This is a genomic window from Burkholderia sp. EMB26, from assembly GCF_024730645.1.
GTDB classification, from domain to species: Bacteria; Pseudomonadota; Gammaproteobacteria; order Burkholderiales; family Burkholderiaceae; genus Burkholderia; species Burkholderia cenocepacia.
This window is the reverse complement of record NZ_CP078072.1, coordinates 190,611-208,540: the sequence shown is the minus strand read 5'-3', so window position 1 is coordinate 208,540 and position 17,930 is coordinate 190,611. Positions and strand designations below refer to the sequence as shown.

The 17,930-nt window shown below is 65.2% G+C and carries 21 protein-coding genes; 8 read left to right on the top strand and 13 right to left on the bottom strand.

Features of this window, described 5'->3' with window-relative positions; translation table 11 throughout:
- Nucleotides 1-182: 182 nt before the first annotated feature.
- Both KU887_RS31330 and KU887_RS31325 read right to left on the bottom strand, forming a co-directional pair.
- Complete coding sequence (locus tag KU887_RS31330) at nt 183-434, bottom strand: hypothetical protein (protein WP_006483379.1); 252 nt, start codon at nt 432-434, stop codon at nt 183-185.
- 414 nt (nt 435-848) lie between these two features.
- Complete coding sequence (locus tag KU887_RS31325) at nt 849-1,046, bottom strand: hypothetical protein (RefSeq protein ID WP_227746377.1); 198 nt, start codon at nt 1,044-1,046, stop codon at nt 849-851.
- 155 nt (nt 1,047-1,201) lie between these two features.
- Here KU887_RS31325 and KU887_RS31320 point away from each other — a divergent pair, with 155 nt between their 5' ends.
- Together KU887_RS31320 and KU887_RS31315 are read left to right on the top strand one after the other, a co-directional pair.
- The gene (locus KU887_RS31320; protein ID WP_006497990.1) at nt 1,202-2,260 is read left to right on the top strand and encodes an NAD-dependent epimerase/dehydratase family protein; all 1,059 of its coding nucleotides are present in this window, start codon (nt 1,202-1,204) and stop codon (nt 2,258-2,260) included.
- On the top strand, nt 2,257-3,246 hold the full coding sequence (locus KU887_RS31315; protein WP_058903851.1) for an AraC family transcriptional regulator: 990 nt from the start codon (nt 2,257-2,259) through the stop codon (nt 3,244-3,246). Before KU887_RS31320 ends, KU887_RS31315 begins: the two co-directional genes overlap by 4 nt.
- Before the next feature lie 41 nt (nt 3,247-3,287).
- Here the strand turns inward: KU887_RS31315 and KU887_RS31310 are convergent, their stop codons facing one another.
- Entirely contained in the window at nt 3,288-3,776 is a 489-nt protein-coding gene (locus KU887_RS31310) for a RidA family protein (RefSeq protein WP_006483369.1), read from the bottom strand.
- Between the two features lie 228 nt (nt 3,777-4,004).
- Between KU887_RS31310 and KU887_RS31305 the strand changes: the two genes are divergently transcribed.
- Entirely contained in the window at nt 4,005-4,304 is a 300-nt protein-coding gene (locus KU887_RS31305; protein ID WP_006483375.1) for an H-NS family nucleoid-associated regulatory protein, read from the top strand.
- 172 nt (nt 4,305-4,476) lie between these two features.
- Here KU887_RS31305 and KU887_RS31300 read toward each other — a convergent pair whose 3' ends face one another.
- On the bottom strand, nt 4,477-4,809 hold the full coding sequence (locus KU887_RS31300; RefSeq protein ID WP_006483368.1) for a cupin domain-containing protein: 333 nt from the start codon (nt 4,807-4,809) through the stop codon (nt 4,477-4,479).
- Between the two features lie 737 nt (nt 4,810-5,546).
- On the opposite strand from KU887_RS31300, the gene KU887_RS31295 reads away from it, so the two are divergent.
- Complete coding sequence (locus KU887_RS31295; RefSeq protein WP_230878135.1) at nt 5,547-6,548, top strand: hypothetical protein; 1,002 nt, start codon at nt 5,547-5,549, stop codon at nt 6,546-6,548.
- Between the two features lie 98 nt (nt 6,549-6,646).
- Here the strand turns inward: KU887_RS31295 and KU887_RS31290 are convergent, their stop codons facing one another.
- Nucleotides 6,647-7,570, bottom strand: a complete 924-nt coding sequence (locus tag KU887_RS31290) for a LysR family transcriptional regulator (protein ID WP_258258740.1) — start codon at nt 7,568-7,570, stop codon at nt 6,647-6,649.
- A 67-nt stretch (nt 7,571-7,637) separates the two neighbouring features.
- On the opposite strand from KU887_RS31290, the gene KU887_RS31285 reads away from it, so the two are divergent.
- A complete protein-coding gene (locus KU887_RS31285; RefSeq protein ID WP_258258739.1) occupies nt 7,638-8,255 on the top strand; it encodes a LysE family translocator in 618 nt (205 codons plus the stop codon).
- A 34-nt stretch (nt 8,256-8,289) separates the two neighbouring features.
- On the opposite strand, the gene KU887_RS31280 is transcribed toward KU887_RS31285, so the two are convergent.
- Complete coding sequence (locus tag KU887_RS31280) at nt 8,290-8,919, bottom strand: FMN-dependent NADH-azoreductase (protein ID WP_062911508.1); 630 nt, start codon at nt 8,917-8,919, stop codon at nt 8,290-8,292.
- A gap of 132 nt (nt 8,920-9,051) precedes the next feature.
- Here KU887_RS31280 and KU887_RS31275 point away from each other — a divergent pair, with 132 nt between their 5' ends.
- Entirely contained in the window at nt 9,052-9,930 is an 879-nt protein-coding gene (locus KU887_RS31275) for a LysR substrate-binding domain-containing protein (RefSeq protein ID WP_062911509.1), read from the top strand.
- A gap of 82 nt (nt 9,931-10,012) precedes the next feature.
- Here KU887_RS31275 and KU887_RS31270 read toward each other — a convergent pair whose 3' ends face one another.
- Together KU887_RS31270 and KU887_RS31265 are read right to left on the bottom strand one after the other, a co-directional pair.
- The gene (locus tag KU887_RS31270; protein ID WP_034203942.1) at nt 10,013-11,263 is read right to left on the bottom strand and encodes a trans-acting enoyl reductase family protein; all 1,251 of its coding nucleotides are present in this window, start codon (nt 11,261-11,263) and stop codon (nt 10,013-10,015) included.
- A gap of 43 nt (nt 11,264-11,306) precedes the next feature.
- The gene (locus KU887_RS31265; RefSeq protein WP_006483364.1) at nt 11,307-12,224 is read right to left on the bottom strand and encodes an acetoacetate decarboxylase family protein; all 918 of its coding nucleotides are present in this window, start codon (nt 12,222-12,224) and stop codon (nt 11,307-11,309) included.
- A gap of 239 nt (nt 12,225-12,463) precedes the next feature.
- On the opposite strand from KU887_RS31265, the gene KU887_RS31260 reads away from it, so the two are divergent.
- Nucleotides 12,464-12,871 carry a DUF3224 domain-containing protein gene (locus tag KU887_RS31260; protein ID WP_034203941.1) on the top strand — a complete coding sequence of 136 codons (408 nt, stop codon included), beginning with the start codon at nt 12,464-12,466 and terminating at the stop codon, nt 12,869-12,871.
- 9 nt (nt 12,872-12,880) lie between these two features.
- Here KU887_RS31260 and KU887_RS31255 read toward each other — a convergent pair whose 3' ends face one another.
- The 5 genes from KU887_RS31255 to KU887_RS31235 form a co-directional block, all read right to left on the bottom strand.
- Nucleotides 12,881-14,446, bottom strand: coding sequence for a methyl-accepting chemotaxis protein (locus KU887_RS31255; RefSeq protein WP_258258735.1), 1,566 nt, complete (start codon nt 14,444-14,446; stop codon nt 12,881-12,883).
- A 191-nt stretch (nt 14,447-14,637) separates the two neighbouring features.
- Nucleotides 14,638-14,892 (bottom strand): glyoxalase, encoded by a 255-nt coding sequence (locus KU887_RS31250; protein WP_258258734.1) that lies wholly within the window; start codon nt 14,890-14,892, stop codon nt 14,638-14,640.
- Nucleotides 14,893-15,149: 257 nt separating this feature from the next.
- Entirely contained in the window at nt 15,150-15,995 is an 846-nt protein-coding gene (locus KU887_RS31245; RefSeq protein ID WP_006483377.1) for an MBL fold metallo-hydrolase, read from the bottom strand.
- An 18-nt stretch (nt 15,996-16,013) separates the two neighbouring features.
- Nucleotides 16,014-16,340, bottom strand: coding sequence for a hypothetical protein (locus KU887_RS31240; RefSeq protein WP_006483371.1), 327 nt, complete (start codon nt 16,338-16,340; stop codon nt 16,014-16,016).
- Nucleotides 16,333-16,863, bottom strand: coding sequence for a hypothetical protein (locus KU887_RS31235; protein WP_006483378.1), 531 nt, complete (start codon nt 16,861-16,863; stop codon nt 16,333-16,335). Before KU887_RS31235 ends, KU887_RS31240 begins: the two co-directional genes overlap by 8 nt.
- Before the next feature lie 167 nt (nt 16,864-17,030).
- Here KU887_RS31235 and KU887_RS31230 point away from each other — a divergent pair, with 167 nt between their 5' ends.
- On the top strand, nt 17,031-17,924 hold the full coding sequence (locus tag KU887_RS31230) for a LysR substrate-binding domain-containing protein (RefSeq protein WP_006491561.1): 894 nt from the start codon (nt 17,031-17,033) through the stop codon (nt 17,922-17,924).
- Nucleotides 17,925-17,930: the final 6 nt, after the last annotated feature.

The window sequence follows — 17,930 nt, the reverse complement described above, 5'->3', positions numbered from 1 at the left end:
TTTTTGACACGGCGGCCGTGGAATCGGCGTTGACGCAGACGGCGGATGGCGGCCTGCGCGGGTGGCGCGGGTGGCGCGGTTGGCGCGGTTAGCGCGGAACGAAAGGTTGTCGCAAGTGGCGGCGTTCGAGGCCGATCGTGATGCGATGGCACGCGGTTCGGCGCCTGCTCCCGACGATGCACTTACTTCATCGTCGCGAATCGCGCTTCCATCTCGTCGATCTTCGCGAGCACCGCTTCGCTCAGCTTTCTGACGTGACGCGGCACGTCGGGCGTCGACAGCAGTTCCTCGATGCGTCCGCGCCAGTAACTCGGATGCCTGACGCGTCCCGCGCCCGACATCGACACGTCGTCGACGTCCGTCTCGCTGTCCAGCAGCGCCACCATGCGCTGGATATGCGAGAGCTCTCGTTCCACATAGTCTCGTGCGAGCATATTGATTGAAATTCCCCGAAATACGACATCAGGCCTTCCGTCATCAACGCGCCGTCGTTCGCGGCGCCAACGACGCACCGCCTACGTTGCACGTCAGCGTACGCGACGGCTGTGACGATCGACCGTGCGGACGTTCACGGCGATCGACACGGAACGACAGGCCTGCTCGATTGTTCTGGTGATATCCGGTCCCCGGTGCCTTGTTGATCATCGTAGGCGTACCGCGCGGCGCCGGCATCCCCAAAAGTGGGGATGCCGGTTGATATCGGTCAGGTCGCGGCTTCCGGAAATGACGGGGATGAAGACAGGAGCGGGACGCTACCGCACGACGAATCGCGCGCTTTCACATCTGACGAATCGACCGCCGGGAGCGACGTGCCGCTTCGTCGCACGCGATGCCGCGCACGTCACACGTCAGTCCGGCGGCTCCAGCGCTTCCCGCCCGTCCGGACGCCCGGATGCACCACCGGGCTTCGTGATGTTCCAGCGCGCGGCATCGTTCCAGTCGTCATCCATTCGATAGGAAAGCCGAGCATTGGCGCGAAACAGCGCGCCGCGGAATTTCCTGCCGTCGCTCGCGAGCGCGTCGTGCAGAGACGGTCCGATGCGCATGACGCCGTCGATCCGATCGCGTGAATGGCGCTCGCATGAGCCTGCGTACGTCGCGACGCTGTCGCGCCCTGCATGTCGATTGGCACGCTTTGCGAGTGAAGTGGCGCGCAAAAGGCGGCATCATGGCGCATCATCTCTGCAACGGAATCCCGTCCATGAATATCGATACCGACCTGCCCGTCATGGTGACGGGCGCAACCGGCTACGTCGCGGGCTGGCTCGTGCAGCGGCTGCTCGAGGCCGGCCTGACGGTCCATGCGGCCGTGCGCGACCCCGACAGCCCCGACAAGCTCGAGCATCTGCAGCGCATCGCGGCCGGCAAGCCCGGCACGATCCGCTATTTCCGCGCCGACCTGCTCGAACCCGGGTCATATGCCGACGCGATGGCCGGTTGCGGGACCGTGTTCCATACCGCGTCGCCGTTCACCGTCACGGTCACCGATCCGCAGAAGGAGCTGGTCGATCCGGCGCTGCTGGGCACGCGCAACGTGCTCGAGACGGCCAACCGCACGCCGTCGGTGCGGCGCGTCGTGCTGACCAGCAGTTGCGCCGCGATCTACGGCGACAACGCCGATCTCGCCGCAACACCCGGTGGTGTGTTCACCGAAGCGATCTGGAACACCAGTTCGTCGCTGACCCATCAGCCCTATTCGTATTCGAAGACGGTTGCCGAGCGCGAAGCGTGGAAGATCGCCCGCCAGCAGCAACGCTGGGATCTCGTGACCGTCAACCCGTCGCTCGTGATCGGGCCCGGCATCAACCCGTATGCGACATCGGAAAGCTTCGAGATCGTGCGGCAGATGGGCAACGGCACGATGAAGGCCGGCGTGCCGGATCTCGGCCTGGGCGCCGTGGATGTCCGCGACGTGGCCGACGCGCATCTGCGTGCGGCGTTCCTGCCGAACGCCAACGGCCGCTACATCGTGTCGGCGCACGACACGAGCCTGCCGGCGATGGCCGCCACGCTGCTGGAACGGTATGGCGCCGACTACCCGATTCCGCGGCGCATCCTGCCCAAATGGCTGGTGTGGCTGGTCGGCCCGCTCGCGAACAAAAGCGTGACGCGCCGCGTGGTCGCCCGCAACATCGGGCTGCCCTGGCGCGCCGACAACAGCCGCAGCCGCAACGAACTGGGGATCCGCTATCGCCCGCTCGCCGAGTCGATGAACGATTTCTTTCAGCAACTCGTCGAAACCGGGCAATTGCGGCGATGAACCGCTTCGCGATTTCGCCGGGCTGGCAGGTCGTGATGGTCGACCTCGGCCTGCGCGCCGACGAACTGCTGCGGCACGCGCAATTGCCTGCCGATCTGTTCACGCGGCCGGAGAACGGGCTGACGACCCGCGAGTACTTCCGCATGTGGCGTGCGATGGAGGACATGGCGAACATGCCGGCCGTCGCACTGCGCATCCTCGATCTGCTCTCGGTCGAAGCCTTCGATCCGCCGCTGTTCGCCGCGTTGTGCAGCCCCAACCTGGAGATCGCGATCCGGCGGATCGGCCAGTTCAAGCCGCTGATCGGCCCGATCCGGTTGCGTGTGTCGCACGAGGCCGACGCGCTCACCCTCGCCGTCGACTTCCTGGAACGCGAGGTGCCGCCGCCCGGCATGCTGGTCGCGGCCGAACTCGGCTTCTTCGTGAAACTGGCACGGCTCGCGACCCGCACCGAGTTGCCGGCGCGCGCCGTCACGCTGCCGCGCGACGTTCGCCCGCACCCCGGCTATGCGCGCTTTTTCGGCGTGACGCCACAGTACGGCGATGCGCCTTCCGTCAGCGTGGCGCTGCAGGATGCGCGGCGTCCGTTCGTGACCGCGAACCATGCGATGTGGCAGATTTTCGAGCCCGACCTGCGCCGCCGCCTCGACGCGTTGTCGGCCGAAGCCGGCATCGTCGAGCGCGTGCGCGCGGCGCTGCTCGAATTGATTCCGGGCGGGCTCGCGACCACGGACGGCGTCGCCCGAACGCTCGCGATCAGCAAGCGGACGCTGCAGCGGCGGCTCGGCGACGAAGGCGCGAACTTCAAAACGCTGCTCGCGGAAGTTCGCGAGAAGCTCGCGTGGCATTACCTCGATCGCTCGGATCTGCCCTACAGTCAGATCGCTTTCCTGCTCGGCTACCAGGATCCGAATTCGTTCTTCCGCGCATTCAGTGAATGGACCGGAATGACGCCCGAAGCCGCCCGTTCGCGCACGGCGCGCTGATCGACGCCAGGCGGCGCGTTCCGTCGCCCAGCCACGGCGAATCAACCAGCGGCACCGCCGCGGTTCAGCCCGAAAATGAAATCCGCTTCGACCGATGCACCCTTCGGCAATTGCAGCACGCCGACCGACGAACGCGTATGGACGCCGGCGTCGCCGAGCACCGCGTACAACACGTCGGACGCGCCGTCGGCCACTTCGCTTTGCATCGTGAAGCCGGGCGCGCTGCGCACGTACACGGTCATGCGCGGCACCGTCGCGATCGCATCGAGCGTGCCGCAATGCTTGCGGATCAGCGACAGCGCACGCAGCGCCGAGATGCCGGCCGCGCGGCGGCCATCGTCCAGCGAAACGGATTCGCCCACGACGCCGACGAAATGCACCACTTCCCCGATACGCGGCACCTGGCCGGCAATGTAGGCCGTGCTTCCGTCGACCAGCACGGGCGTGTACTTTCCGCCGATCCTGATCGTTTCGTCCGGATCGAATCCGAATTCGGCTGCAACCTGTTTCAGCGTGTCATCCCTGTTCATCAGTGAATTCCCCAATCCCTCTGAAAAAAGATAAAGAATAATTGAGTCTCCGCAGCGTGTCTCGCCGGAGAAGATCGGACGCAAACGATTCAAGTCAAACCACTTCTCAGGTGTTCGAAGCAGTCGTGCATTGCCATATCGGCAATGGAATTCGTAGTCGGCGCAATTTTCTTTATCATTTCAGGTTGAAACCGCTATCATGTATGGACACAACCTGAAGAGTGATATATGGCAACTTACAAGGAACTGAAAGCTCAAATGGACGCTTTGGCCGAGAAAGCCGAAGCAGCGCGCGTCGCTGAATTCCAGGCGATCGTCGACGACATCCGCACCAAAGTCGCGGAATACGGCATTACCGAAAAAGACATTTTCGGTACGCGCCGCGGTCGGCCGGCCAAACAAGCGGGCGCTCCCGTGCAGGCAAAGTATCGCGATCCGAAGACCGGCGCGACCTGGTCGGGCCGCGGTCGCGCGCCCGCATGGATCAAGGATGCGAAGAATCGCAATCGATTCCTGATCCAGGAATAAGATTGCCGGCATGATCCGGCGCGCGATTCAACGCGCTGTCCGGCGATTTGGGCATTGAGTCGGGCATCGATACCGGCGGGTTTCCAAGGCCGTTCCGGTTGACGAGGTTTTGCCCGATCGGCGTGTCGCGCACGGGTCAATCGACCGATCGTGCCGCACGCCAATCCTTTCTTCAGCGTTCGTAATAGATCGCAAGCCAGACGGTTTGCATTTCGTCATGCGTCCACGCGACACGATGACGGCAATGCGGCTCGATCAGCACGTAATCTCCCGCGCGCATATCGAGCCGCGTTGCATCCGCTTCGAATTCGAGCACGGCCGCGCCGGACAGCAGCACGACCCATTCGGCGCGCGAGTCGTCATACCAGAACCCGTCCGGGCTCGCATGCCCCATCGATACGATTCGCTCGACGTTCACGTGCGGGCCCGTGACCAGCATGTCGATTCGCTCGTCGCCGCCGCGCCGCCCTTCGGCGCTGAATAAATTACCGGTTTGAAGTAGCATCGCCACGCCTCGTCGTGGATGGTCGGGTAAAGATGCGGGTTTAAAGGCGACGGGAAATGTTCGCTGCGGCCCGACATCGCCCGGGGTTGCACGCGCGTCGTTAAATGTTTTGTAAAAAAGATGAAGAATGAGTGCAACTTTATCCACGCTCATTCACAGGTGCGATAAAGCACATCGCAACGATCTTTTAGCGACGCGCACGCCATCATGCGCCATTTCGGCAAAGCCGGTCGAAATCTGCCACGCCCGTGCGTCTGGCCGGCTATCCGGTATTGCCCTTGCAACACTCAGGTTTGCACGCAATGGTGACGATGTCGATCTTTGCGCCAACTCTGTTCGTCGCCTGCAATGTCGATCGCGACGGCTTGTTCCCGGGAAACCCCGCGTCGCGTGCAATTGAATTCGGCAAAGACCAGTCTGGCATCTGCGTCGATCAATGCCGACGAGCGTAGCGCGGAACCACTGCGCTGCCCATTCCGGATACAGAGACAGTCGTCGCTCCCTGCCCAAGGCGACCTTGAAGCCGCTCGACGAACTTGCCACAATCCAAAAAATCCGCGAGTGCTATATCGTCGACTGAACTTTCCTTGCGCTCGGGCAGCGCGATCAAGATCGTGCATCAGCCTGTTTGACGAACGACGCGAACGTTCAGCCCCAGGCTGCAAGCCACGTGACTATCTTCGAGTGGCGGGACAGCGGCGACTACGGTATCTGATATCGGTACATCGGGAACTACCATGCGATATCCGCAAACTTCTTTCATTCTGTCGGCCATCGACGCGGATCTGCTTTACCCGTGCCTGGAAGTTCGCTTCGAAACCGACGACCTCGATACGCTGCGACGACTCGTCGATCCGGACGCACCCGAGGAGGCGGAACTCGACGACTGGTATCGCCTGACTCCGGCGCAGGTCATCGCCGTGTGCGAGGTCTTCGGGATCGAGTTCGGACATGATTCGCGCCAGGGATACCTCCGCAGGCATGTCGATACCGGCGCTCACATGCCTTACCTGGTCCATACCGGTTACGAACTGGCTTTGATGGTGCACGGGCGGAAGCCGTTCGGGTTCGTTGAATTCAACAGCGAATGGTTACCGTCGGTGGAACTGAAGGCACGTTTCGACGCGTATGTCGCTCGAGGTGTCCTGCACGCTCACGAAATCATCCAGGACGCTCCGGCTCGCCCGGATCGTCCCGCTCGTCGTATCGGGCAAATCTTCTATGCGCGCAAAGGTGAGGAGTGGCGCTTCCGCGCGCTGGAATTGATCCGGCAGCACATCAACCTGGAAGGGGACGGTTGCGAGAACATGGAACGCCTCGAGGGCGCGTTGCTCGGATACGAGCGATGGCAGAACGACTGGTGGATCGACCACCTCGCGCGCAGTGGTATCGGCCTGTACGGTGCATCCTGTATCGTCAAGGCGAACCGGACGCAATTCGAGCGGCTCGTTCATGCAGGTTTCCGGGCGCTTCCGCCAGTCGACACGCCCACGTTCACGCTGTATTGGTCACACTGGGTCGATGATGACGCGATGAAAGCGGCCATCCGGGACGACCCGGACATCGAAGCATTCGTTCAGTTCAACGTCGGGTTGGTTCATATCATGCACGTAGCCGATTTTCGAACTGCCGGCCCTCACGAGATTCCCGCCTCGCTGATTCCGACGATCAATCGCCATCTCGTGCGGGCGGTACGAGTCCTGGTTCAACGCGACGACCGGTCCGTGCCGGTCCGTTGACAGCGGCGAGGCATGCCACGCCTGCCATCGCCTGAATCACCCCGGCGCTTCGGGCACACGCTTCGCCGCCTGTTTGAAGGCCCGCTTGGCAACCGCCGTCAAACCCGTCCCCTCAACCAGCCCAGCAACGCCGCCTGCGCACTCCCGTCCGCCACCGGCGCCGGCGTCAACAGGTAGTAATCGGATCCATCCTCGACGAACCCCATCGGCGCAACCAGCACACCGCTTTCGATGTCGTCGCGCACCAGATGCCACGGCCCGATCGCCACCCCAAGCCCCGCGACGGCCGCCTGCAGACTGAAGTAGAAGTGATCGAACCGCTGCCCGCGCCCGTTCGCGGCCGGCTGCTTCGCCGCCGCCGCCCACGCGTGCCATGCGTCCGGCCGGGTCCGCGTATGCAGCAGCGCAGCGTCGGGCTTCAACGCGCGGCCGCCGCGACGCGATGCAAACCACGCGCCGACCCTGTCCGGCCGGCAAACCGGCCCCACCCGTTCGGCGAACAGACGTTCCGCGTGATACCCGGCCGGCCACGCGAGATCGTTGCGACGAATCGCCATGTCGATACCGTCGTCGAACGAGAACGGCCCGCCCGCGGCGGCCAGATGGATATCGACGCCCGCATGCCGCGCCTGGAAATCCGGCCAGCGCGGAATCAGCCAGCGCATCAGGAGCGTCGGCTCGCACGACAGGACCGGACGTCGCGCACGGGCGGCCTCGGTGCGCAATGCGTGGGCGGCGTGACGCATCAGCCCCAGGCCATCATGGACGGCCTGGGCGAGCGTGCGGCCGGCATCGGTCAGGAACACGCGACGACTGCGTCGCACGAACAGCGCCACGCCCAGGTCGTCCTCGAGCAGACGTACCGCGCGGCTGACCGCGCCATGGGTCAGGCACAGCTCGTCGGCCGCGCGGCTGAAATTCTCGTGACGCGCCGCCGCCTCGAAACAACGCAGCGCCATCAGCGACGGCAGGTTCGCCCGAATCGACTGTGATCCAGACTCACCATTCTGGTCAGAAAACATCGTTTTCCCCGATGAAGCACGATGGATACGATTGTGCCATCAACCCATTCATCGCTGGAGCAACACCATGACCGAACTGATAGTCGTAGTCACCATTACGCTGCTGGCCGTCATCAGCCCGGGGCCTGACTTCGCGATGGTCACGCGCAACAGCCTGATGCTGTCGCGTCGTTCCGGCGTGTTCACCGCATGCGGGATCGGGCTCGGCGTGACGGTCCACGTGAGCTACACGCTGCTGGGCGTCGGGCTCCTGGTCCGACAATCGCTGTGGCTCTTCAACGCCGTCAAGCTGATCGGCGCGATGTACCTGATCTACCTCGGCGCAAAGATGCTCATGACGAAAGCCGGCGACGCGCAAGCCGACACCCGCGTGGCGCCGCTGTCCGATCTCGCCGCGCTGCGCACGGGCTTTCTGACCAACGCGCTGAATCCCAAAACCACGGTGTTCATCGTCAGCCTGTTCATGCAGGCCGTGCGCCCCGACACGCCGCTGATCGTGCAGATCGGTTACGGCGCATTCATCGCGGCCGCACATGCCGGCTGGTTCAGCCTCGTGGCGATCTGTTTCTCCGCCACGGCCGTCCGCGATCGCCTGCTGGCGCTGCGGCACTGGATCGATCGCACGTTCGGATGCCTCTTGGTGGGCTTCGGCGTCGCGCTCGCCGTCGCACGCGGCGGGCGCTGACCCTCGGCTCGCACGGATGCAGCGCGCGGCGACGTCAGAACGTGCGCGCAATCGCCCGAGCTTCGTCGATCGCGCGGCTGCGGTCGACCTTCCCGTCCGGGAACAACGTGCGCTCGACGACGATCCCGGTGACGTCCGTCACGCCCACGAACCTGAGCCACGTTTCCATGTAAGGGCGCTGCAGATCGAACTCGGCAGCCGGCGTCAACGACCCCGGCGACTGATAGGCCAGCCCGCGCGCGTAGACCACCGCCGCCTTTTTGCCGATCAGCTTGCCGGCAAACCCCGCCGCATCGAACGTGAACAACACATCCTTCTGCGAGATCACGTCGATCAGGTGCTTGAGTTTGTACGGAATGCTGAAATTCCACAGCGGCACGCCGAACAGGAACTTGTCCGCTGCGTGGAACGGCGCCGCGAGCCGCTCGATCTGCCGCCACGCTGCCGCCTGCTCCGGCGTCAATGCCGTGCCGCTCAATCCCGCATATTTCGCGGCCAGCGCGGCGGCATCGAACTCGGGCATCGGCAGATCCCAGATATCGAGCTTCCGAATCTCGTGATCGGGATGCACTTGCCGGTATGTGTCGAGAAACGCGTCGCATACCTCGATGGACGCCGAATATGCCTTGTTGGGTGAGCCTTCGATATAGAGCACGCATGTCATGACGCCGGTCCTTGCCAGAAGTGACGACGGCGCGCGGGATGCGCGCTCGCCCACTGCACTTCGCAGCCTAGCGGGTCGGCCTATAATCCGGAAACGATATTAATTGATCGAATTGACCCGGATTGGTGATGAATGAACCCTCCTCTCGACACCGCGCTGCTTCATACGTTCGTTGCAGTCGCCGACGTGCGCAGCTTCACCGGCGCCGGGCGCCGGCTGAACCTCAGCCAGTCCGCGGTCAGCGCGCAGATCGTGCGCCTCGAGCAACAGGTCGGCCAGACACTGCTCGTGCGCAATACGCGCAGCGTGACGCTCACCCCACACGGCGAAACGCTGCTCGGCTACGCGCGTGCGATGCTCAACCTGAGCGCGGAAGCGCGCGCCAGGCTGGGAACGGGTAACGCGGTCGACGTCAAGCTGCGGATCGGCGTGTCGGAGGATTTCGCAGGCGGCTGGCTGCCGGACCTGATGCGCCGCCATGGCGCCGCGCGACGCGGCCTGCGGCTGGAGCTCGTCGTCGATATCGGTGACAGCCTGTTTCGACGGCATGCCGACGGCGAATTCGATCTCGTGATCGGCAGCCGGTGCTCGCACTCGGGCCATGGCGCGACGCTGTGGCAAGAGCCGCTCGTCTGGGCGTTCGCGCGGCATGAGCCGCTGCCGGAAGGCGACGTGCCGCTCGCGTGCTTCCCCGATCCATGCCCGTATCGCGGCGCCGCCATCAAGGCGCTCGCGCTGGCCGGCATGCGTTACCGGATCGCGTGCGAAAGCCCGAGCGTGACCGGCATCCGCACCTTCGCACGGGCCGGCATCGCGATCGCACCGGTGCCGCGCAGCGCGATCGACGACACGCTTCGCGAACTCGGCTTGCCCGAAGGCTTGCCGGCACTGCCGGAGATGGAATTCGTGATGATGCACGACGCGCGGATGCCGGCGGCTGTCGAATTCGCCGCAATGATCCTGGACGAAACGGCCGCCCGCGCCGGAGCAGGCACGCGCAACCGGGCATAGCGGGCAGCGCCTGCGTGCGTCCCGCCGGCGCCGGCCCCTGCATGGCGTCCCGCCCGGCTCGAATAGCGGATGGCGACTGCCTTCAAATCACCTCGAAACGCAACCCGGCATGGCGAACCAGGCGCTCGATATAGCGCTCGTCGAACATCGTCGCGGGCGTCCAGAAACCGCCGCCGCGGCCGGTCTTCACGCCGTCGCGGCGGCAATCGAGCGCGAGGCCGAGCGCGGCCTGACCGAGCATCTTGCCGGTGGAGCCGTAGCCGGGATCGCGATCGCCGGTGACTTTCACGCGCAAGATTCGCCCGTCGTCGGTGCGGCCGAAGAAGCGCAAATCGTAGCGGCCGGCCCGTTGGGCGTCGACGCTCGGCCCCTCGCCGGGTTTCGGCAGCAGGAAGCGCGCCATCAGGCCGCGCACCGGCCCGATGAGGACGCCCACCATGAATGCGCCGAGGCCCGCCACCATCGTCAGCGCGGTCACGCGTCCTTTCAGGCCCGTGCCCGTCATCACGGCCTCGTCATAGGTGAAGCGGCTGCCGTACGCATTGCCCGCCAGCGCATTGGAGCGGTGCACGACGCGCTCGTTGATCGCGGCCATCACGAACGGTGCGATCCACGCGCCGCAGTCGCGATCGAATTCGGCGGATCGCACCGCGTGCTGCCGCACCGTGAAACCATGCCGTTGCGGGCACAACGAATAAGGATCGAGCAGTTCGCGGCGCAATGCCGGATCCGCCGCCGCCTCGCGCACGACGTTGATCACGCTGGCCACGGTGCCGCCCGACGCACCGCCCTTCAGCGTTTTGACGCGCATCTTCACATGAGCGGCCGGCTCGCCCCACTGCTGCCGCGCCTGTTGCTGCAGGAAGAACACGCCCATGTCGGAAGGCACCGAATCGAAGCCGCAGCAATGCACGATGCGCGCGCCCGATTGCCGGGCCGCGGCTTCGTACCGGTCGATCATCCGCCTGATCCACTGCGTCTCGCCGGTGAGATCGCAATAGTCGGTGCCGGTTTGCGCGCAGACCCTGACCAGCGGCTCGCCGTACAGCGCGTAGGGGCCGACGGTGGACACGACCACCCGCGTTTGCGCGCACAGTGCCTGAAGCTGCGCTTCGTCGGCCGCGTCGGCGACGATGATCGGCACCGACTGCCCGGCCGCGCCGAGCGTATCCCGGACCTGCCTGAGCTTCGCGTCGGAGCGGCCCGCGATCGCCCAGCGCAACGTATCGCCGGCGCCCGCGTCCGACAGGTAGTCGGACAGATAGCGGGTCAGGATTTGCCCGACGAAACTGGTGGCGCCAAATACGACGAGATCGTAGGTCGGTTGAGGCATGGACGACTCCTTCCGTGCGCGCACGTCGCACGCATCCGTATCGTTAGCGTGGCTTTCCGGATTCGTCGAACGCCCTCAAAGGCGTCGGCAGATTCAGGACCAGTTGCGCATCCTTGACCACGTCGAGACGCATGATTGTGGATGCGCCGAGCCCGTCGAGCAACTGGCTCAGCGGCCCGCCGTGCCGCACCAGCTCGACGTTGCGCGGCAACAGGCGCTGCGCGAACGACAGCATGTTGGTCTGCACCGACGACTGATGCCATTCGCCGTCGATGCGATTGACCATCGTCGTCGTACCCATGTGCGATTGCGACGGGACGTGGGTCAGCGTCGGCAGCGGCACGCTCAGGCTCAGATCCGGCCGCCCGCCCGGGCCGGCGATACGCGCGCGCGCGGTGGCATCGATGTTCACGTCGATCTCGGCGAGCCACTTCGGCAACTGATAGCCGTGTACGCCACGTACCCGCGCAATGTCCGTCGTGACCGGCAGCGCCAGCACGTGCGCGAAGAAACTCCGGCGCCGCATCGAGTCGATCAGTTCCAGCGCGTGCGAACCTGTCGCGCCGGGCCGGCGAATGACCACCGCGACCGATACTTCGTCATACGGATCGTTGTCGCAGACCGAATACGAAAAGAACGTCAGCGCGACGAGCCCGTATCCGGGCAGCGCCCGCAGCGGTTCGAGCGGGATCGGCAGCATGGTCCGCAAGCGGTCGAGCGGTGCAAGGAACAGCAGTTGAATGCTGCTGGAACGGTAGTAGAAGTTCGGCGCCCAGGTCGGGCCCACGCGTGATGCCACCTGACGCTTCGGAATTCGCCGGAAAAAATCGATGTTCCCCGCCGCGGGATCGCGCGCCACCGCGTCCAGGTCCGGATTCATCCGGAACCGGTCGTAGTACCCGCCCTCGGGCACGTCGACCGTGTGCGGCCCGAATTCGACCTGTGTAAAACGTCTGTCCATGTTCGTCGCCTCTCGTCGATGCTCGACCGTGGCAGGCGAAATCCACAGCCTGCCGATTCACTGCCGTCAGCAAGGACTCTAAGCTTCAAGTCAGCTTCAAGGTCAAGGCGATGAGTAGAGGAAGATGTCGGACTGCGGTGGCGCGACGGCTCGACCCGTACACGGCCGGCATTCGGTCACCGTCGGCGGAACCCGCTTGGCTTATAGTGCGGAGTGCCCATTCAACGAGGAGAATGCCAATGAAACTGCAGGCCAGCGGTCCATTCGAAGTAAAGCTGAATCCGGAATCCCTGAGTCGCGTCGCCGAATCCAGCGGGCTCGGCCGCATGTCGCTGGACAAGCATTTTCACGGCGATCTGGAAGCCGTCAGCCAAGGCGAAATGCTCGCGTTTCGCAGCAGCGTTCAGGGTTCGGCCGGGTACGTGGCGATGGAAACCGTCACAGGCGTGCTCGGCGGACGCAAGGGCAGTTTTGTCCTGCAGCACAGCTCCACCATGACGCGCGGGCAGCCGGCGCAGTCGATCACGGTCGTGCCCGATTCCGGCACGGACGAGTTGCTCGGGCTGTCCGGTTCGATGCACATCGACATCGACAACGGCCGGCATGCGTACCGCTTCGACTACGCGTTGCCCGACGCACCGCAATAAGCGCGCCCGTCACGCGAGCGCCGCTTCGCGCAGACGGAACTGCGCGACCGCCGCACTCAGCCGCGCGCCCTGTTCGTCGAGCGACAGCGCCGCGGCCGCCGCCTCCTCGACCAGTGCGGCATTGCGCTGCATCATCTGCTCCATCTGGATCACCGCGGCGTTCACCTGTTCGATGCCCGACGACTGCTCGTCGAATGCCTGGCTGGTTTCGCCCATGATCGTGTTGACGCGCTCGACCGCCGCAACCAGCTCGGCCATCGCCGAGCCGGCCAGGGCGACGAGGCCGCTGCCGTCTTCGATGCGTCGCGCGGAATGGCCGATCAGATCGCGGATTTCCTTCGCCGCCGCCGCGCAACGTTGCGCGAGCCCGCGCACCTCGCTCGCGACGACCGCGAAACCGCGCCCTTGCTCACCCGCGCGCGCGGCTTCGACGGCGGCGTTCAGCGCGAGGATGTTGGTCTGGAACGCGATGCTCTCGATCACGCCGACGATGCCGGAGATGCGTGTCGAGCTGTGCGAAATTTCCGACATCGTCTCGACGACGCGCTGCATCGCTTCGCCGCCGCGCGATGCAATGCCGGCCGCGCCCTCGACGTAGGTGCGCGCATCGCGCGCGTTGTCCGCGTTCTGGCGCACGGCCGCCGTCAGTTGCTCGACGCTCGCGGCCGCCTGCTGCAGCGACACGGCCTGCTGCTCGGTGCGCGCGGACAGGTCGACGTTGCCGCTCGCGATCGTGCGCACGTCGCCGACGATCGTCTCGGTGCTCGCGCGCACCTGGCTGACGGTCTCGACGAGGCCGTCCTGCATCCGCTTCAGCGCATTCAGCAGATACGCCATCTCGTTCTCGCCCGGCACGACGACGGTGCCGGTCAGGTCGCCCTTCGAGATCTTTTCGAACTGGTCGACCGCGAGATTGATCGGCCCGATGATCGCCTTCGCGAGCACGCGCTGCGCAGCGAAGCCGACGACGAGCGCCAGCACCGCGACCGCCCCCATCCCCCATACGATCCGGTGGAAATTCGCACCGGCCGCATCGTAGCGCGCCTTCTGACGCGTGACCTGGAACGATTCGAGCGCGTCGATCGCCTCCTGGTAGGCGGCGAACAATGCCGGCGGCGCGGTGCGCTGGGTGTCGAGGAAGTTGAACGCGTCGTCGCCGTCGAGCTGCGACAGTGCCTTCAGGAACACGCGATCGAGCAGCGCGCGCCGGCGATTCTGCAGCGTGTCGAACAGCGCCTGCTCGCCGGCGTCGCGCGGATGCAGGCGCGTGTACGCGTCCAGCTCGTCGTCGCTCTGCTTGAGCAGCGTGTGGAGTTGCGCGACTTCCGCCTTCGCGGGCTGGCCGGCGCTGATGATCTGCGCGACGTCGCTCATGCGTTCGCGCAGCACCAGCATTCGCTCGGAGCTGGTCTTCAGATGCAGCAGCGACGCGGTATCGTCGCGGTACATCGCCTCGAGCGAACCGTTGCCCATATAAAGCGCCGCGATGCCTGCGCCGACCACCAGCACGAGCAGCACGGTGTAGCCGGCGATGGTCGCGACGAGTCCACCACGGATAGTGAGTTGTTTTCGCATGACGTTCCCTTGAGCCGGCCGGGCACGGCCAGCGGCGGATGTGAATTCCGGAACACGAACGACGCGCGCCGTGACGCAAGACGAGGCGCGGGGGCTGCGAACGGGTTAACGGCGCGGGGAACGGGCGGCTTTTATCCGCACGCGACGCGAATCTTGACGATTGCGACAGAGGGAAGGAGGCAGCAGCGCGGCTACCGGCAGCCGCCGAGCCTGGAACGAATCTCGTCGATCGACAGGTCGCGCTGGTGCGTGGCGATCTGCCAGACCTTTCTCCACGCAGCCTTCACCATCGGCCGCCGGTCGCGGTACGGCATGTCGGCGGGCGCTTCCAGCGGGATCGCTTGCGCCGCGAGCGCCCGCCCACAAGTCGAATCGGTGTCCTGGACATACACGTGCAAAAACGCCGGCATCGGACCGCGCAGGCCGTCTGCGCCGCCGATCACCACGACGGCGGCCGATCCGGATCTCGGCAGGCAAACCGGTACGGAATCCGCCCTCCGCGTCGAACACCGCGCGGATGAAGACGATCAGGTTGCGCGGATCCGCAACGACGATCCGCGGCGTGACGGTATGCCGTCCATCGGGCTGGAATGGGGCCATGACGTGCGACCGCCGACGAGGGTCCAGGCTGGATTGTCCTCCTCGAGCGGCAGCCTGCAAAGCGGACACCGGGTATCGACCACGCACGTCCGCGTGCATCGCCTCATGCGTCGGTCTCGTAAAACAGCCCGTATTCGCCGTGCGTTCGCCTGATGCGCGCGAAGCCGGGTTCGCCCAGATGCATGCCGGCGATCAGCAGCCCTTCCGAGCTGACCCGATCCAGCAGCCGCGAACGCGTCGTCGCCGCTTGCGACGCATCCTGATCGAATGCGATCGCGACGTCCGGTCGTTCGATCTGGATGTGCGGAAAATGCACGATATCGCCCCACACGAGCAGGCCCCGATCGCCGGATTCGAGCAGGTAGCCGGTGTGTCCGTCGGTATGTCCCGGTAGGGATATCGCAGCGATCCCCGGGAGCACCTCGCCTTCGTCGACGGTCCGGAGCGCGTCGCCGTACGCATCGAATGCGTGACGCGCGATCCGGAAATTGCCACGGGCGCGCTCGCTTGCGCGGCTCAGGTTGCCGTCGTCGCGCCAGAATCCGACCTCGCGTCGATGCGCGACGAGTTCCGCATTCGGAAACGCAACCTGTCCGGCGGCATTGAGCAGCCCGCCGACATGGTCGGGATGGGCGTGGGTGAGCAGGACGGTGTCGATCGCGGCAGCGTCGATGCCGGCCAGCCGCAAATTGTCCATCAGGCGGCCGCCCCATTGCCTGATGCCGCCGGCCCCGGCGTCGACGAGAATCGTGCGGCCCGCACCGCGCACCACGTAGCAGTTGATATGCACGGCGGACGGCTCGTGCTGCCCGGCCGCGCGCTGCATCGCGGTAGCGTCGGACACGTCGATATTCGACAGGAAATCGAGGCTGGCCGTGAGGTAGCCGTCGCTGATCGCGGTGATCGTGAAATCCCCGACACGCCGGCCGGGAAACGTAACGTTGGACATCCTGCTTCTCCGCAGCGGCTAGTTTCGGGCGTGAAGGTTCGGCGCGGCATGACCGAAACAACGGATGCGCGCCGTCAGGCCCGTGCGGCGAACGATCGCGCGATCCAGCGCTTCCATGAACGCGCTCATGACCGCGAGCGGGCGACACGACGCCTCGCGATACTGGATTTCCGCGTAAACCGGATGCCCGCATCCGTGCCGGACCGCCACGTAAATGACGTGGACGTTCCGGACTTCTGCCTGGAGAACCGCCGTACAGAGTTCGACGCAGTCGGCGGACAGTTCGGCGAGGCGCGCATCGGGCGGCATGCGGTCCGCATCGATATGGAACGTCACGTTAGGCATCGCGGGCCTGCTTCGTCAGTTGCGGCGTCATCGGCGCATACAGGTCGAGGCCGGCCGGCAGGTTCCCGGCAAGCGCGGCGTCGCGGCGCGGCAGGACCGCGAGCCAGCGACGCGCCGGGCACTGCGCCAGCGCCACGGCTTGCATGGCCAGCGGCTTCAGGCCCAGCCCGATCAGCGGATCGGGCCCGCCGGCACTCAGCGCGAGCAATTCGCCGGCATCGACCGCCGGTGCCCGACCGATATCGCCGTAGAGATTGCGGTGCCAGTCGGTGATGTGTTGCTGCCAGCGCGCGAAATTGCCGCCGCCCTTCTGCCGATATTCGTCTCCGGTCAGCACGTCGAGGCCGTCGATCGTGTGAATGGCCAGGTAGACGGGGCAGCCGTCGCTTACCGCCCTGAAACGCTGCGACGTGTGGAAGCCGGTCACCGAGATGAGGGCCGGCAGCTTGTCGGCACTGTAGAAGTCATTCCATTCGGCTTCGCTGGCAGGGTCGGCGAAGCTGCATTCCACGGTGTAGATCATCGGATTGTCCTTCGTGACGGATGTGCATCCTGGGCTTCGAATGCGGGATATTCAGTGCAGTGACGTAATGCTAATCTGCTGTTTTCCGCGCAGATATCGACTTAAAATCAGCCTTCAGTGATATTTGATCAAGCAGGCCGTCGAGCGCACTCACCAACTCGATCCCGATGCGACGCAAGATTCCGAGCAATTCCGCGCTCCTGGCCTTCGAGGCGGCGGCCCGACACGGCAGTTTCGCCCGCGCCGCCGACGAACTGGCCCGCACCGAGGGCGCCGTCAGTCGCCAGATCGGCCGGCTGGAGGCGTTTCTGGGCGTGACGCTGTTCGAGCGCGTCGGCAACCGCGTGCGGCTGGCGCCCAACGGCACGCGATACGCGGTGCAGGTGCGCGAGATTCTCGATCGGCTGGAACGGGACAGCCTGTATCTGATGGGCCAGCCCGTGGAAGGCGCGAGTCTCGATATCGCCGCGATTCCGACCTTCGCGACCCGCTGGCTGATCCCCCGGCTGAAGCGCTTTCAGGATCGGCATCCGACCATCACCGTGCACATCGCCGAACGGATGGAGCCGTTCCTCCTGGCCGGCAGCGGATTCGACGCAGCCATTCATTTCGCGCATCCGGCGTGGGCCGGCATGCATCTGCATCCGCTGCTGGAAGAGGTGCTGGTGCCCGTCTGCAGCCCGTCGCTCCTCGAAGACGCTGGCGCGAACCCGTCGCTGGATGCGCTCCCGCGCCTTCACCGGCGGCAGAATCCGGATGCGTGGCAGATCTATGCGCAGGAGGCCGGCATCGTGCTGACCAATTCGGCGGTCGGCCCGCGATACGATCTCCATTCGATGCTGATCGAGGCCGCGCTGGCCGGCCTCGGTGTCGCACTGGTGCCGCGCCTTTACATCGGGGCCGAGCTTGAGCAAGGGCGTCTGGTCGCGCCCTGGCCGGACGGCAAAGCGGTGACGAAAAACTTCTGCCTCGTGCTGCCCGAGCCGATCGAATTGAGCGCGGCGCCGGTACAGGCGTTTGCGGAATGGGTGCTTGGCGAGGCGCGGGATTCGGTACGTTGATGCCGT

Excerpts from the sequence above, each read along its gene's own strand:
- KU887_RS31290 (WP_258258740.1), bottom strand. The coding sequence starts at position 7,570 with ATGTTTTCTGACCAGAATGGTGAGTCTGGATCACAGTCGATTCGGGCG.
- KU887_RS31275 (WP_062911509.1), top strand. The coding sequence starts at position 9,052 with ATGAACCCTCCTCTCGACACCGCGCTGCTTCATACGTTCGTTGCAGTC.
- KU887_RS31320 (WP_006497990.1), top strand. The coding sequence starts at position 1,202 with ATGAATATCGATACCGACCTGCCCGTCATGGTGACGGGCGCAACCGGC.
- KU887_RS31265 (WP_006483364.1), bottom strand. The coding sequence starts at position 12,224 with ATGGACAGACGTTTTACACAGGTCGAATTCGGGCCGCACACGGTCGAC.
- KU887_RS31325 (WP_227746377.1), bottom strand. The coding sequence starts at position 1,046 with ATGCGCATCGGACCGTCTCTGCACGACGCGCTCGCGAGCGACGGCAGG.
- KU887_RS31285 (WP_258258739.1), top strand. The coding sequence starts at position 7,638 with ATGACCGAACTGATAGTCGTAGTCACCATTACGCTGCTGGCCGTCATC.
- KU887_RS31260 (WP_034203941.1), top strand. The coding sequence starts at position 12,464 with ATGAAACTGCAGGCCAGCGGTCCATTCGAAGTAAAGCTGAATCCGGAA.
- KU887_RS31300 (WP_006483368.1), bottom strand. The coding sequence starts at position 4,809 with ATGCTACTTCAAACCGGTAATTTATTCAGCGCCGAAGGGCGGCGCGGC.
- KU887_RS31235 (WP_006483378.1), bottom strand. The coding sequence starts at position 16,863 with ATGATCTACACCGTGGAATGCAGCTTCGCCGACCCTGCCAGCGAAGCC.
- KU887_RS31305 (WP_006483375.1), top strand. The coding sequence starts at position 4,005 with ATGGCAACTTACAAGGAACTGAAAGCTCAAATGGACGCTTTGGCCGAG.
- KU887_RS31230 (WP_006491561.1), top strand. The coding sequence starts at position 17,031 with ATGCGACGCAAGATTCCGAGCAATTCCGCGCTCCTGGCCTTCGAGGCG.
- KU887_RS31245 (WP_006483377.1), bottom strand. The coding sequence starts at position 15,995 with ATGTCCAACGTTACGTTTCCCGGCCGGCGTGTCGGGGATTTCACGATC.
- KU887_RS31270 (WP_034203942.1), bottom strand. The coding sequence starts at position 11,263 with ATGCCTCAACCGACCTACGATCTCGTCGTATTTGGCGCCACCAGTTTC.
- KU887_RS31295 (WP_230878135.1), top strand. The coding sequence starts at position 5,547 with ATGCGATATCCGCAAACTTCTTTCATTCTGTCGGCCATCGACGCGGAT.
- KU887_RS31310 (WP_006483369.1), bottom strand. The coding sequence starts at position 3,776 with ATGAACAGGGATGACACGCTGAAACAGGTTGCAGCCGAATTCGGATTC.
- KU887_RS31330 (WP_006483379.1), bottom strand. The coding sequence starts at position 434 with ATGCTCGCACGAGACTATGTGGAACGAGAGCTCTCGCATATCCAGCGC.
- KU887_RS31240 (WP_006483371.1), bottom strand. The coding sequence starts at position 16,340 with ATGCCTAACGTGACGTTCCATATCGATGCGGACCGCATGCCGCCCGAT.
- KU887_RS31315 (WP_058903851.1), top strand. The coding sequence starts at position 2,257 with ATGAACCGCTTCGCGATTTCGCCGGGCTGGCAGGTCGTGATGGTCGAC.
- KU887_RS31255 (WP_258258735.1), bottom strand. The coding sequence starts at position 14,446 with ATGCGAAAACAACTCACTATCCGTGGTGGACTCGTCGCGACCATCGCC.
- KU887_RS31280 (WP_062911508.1), bottom strand. The coding sequence starts at position 8,919 with ATGACATGCGTGCTCTATATCGAAGGCTCACCCAACAAGGCATATTCG.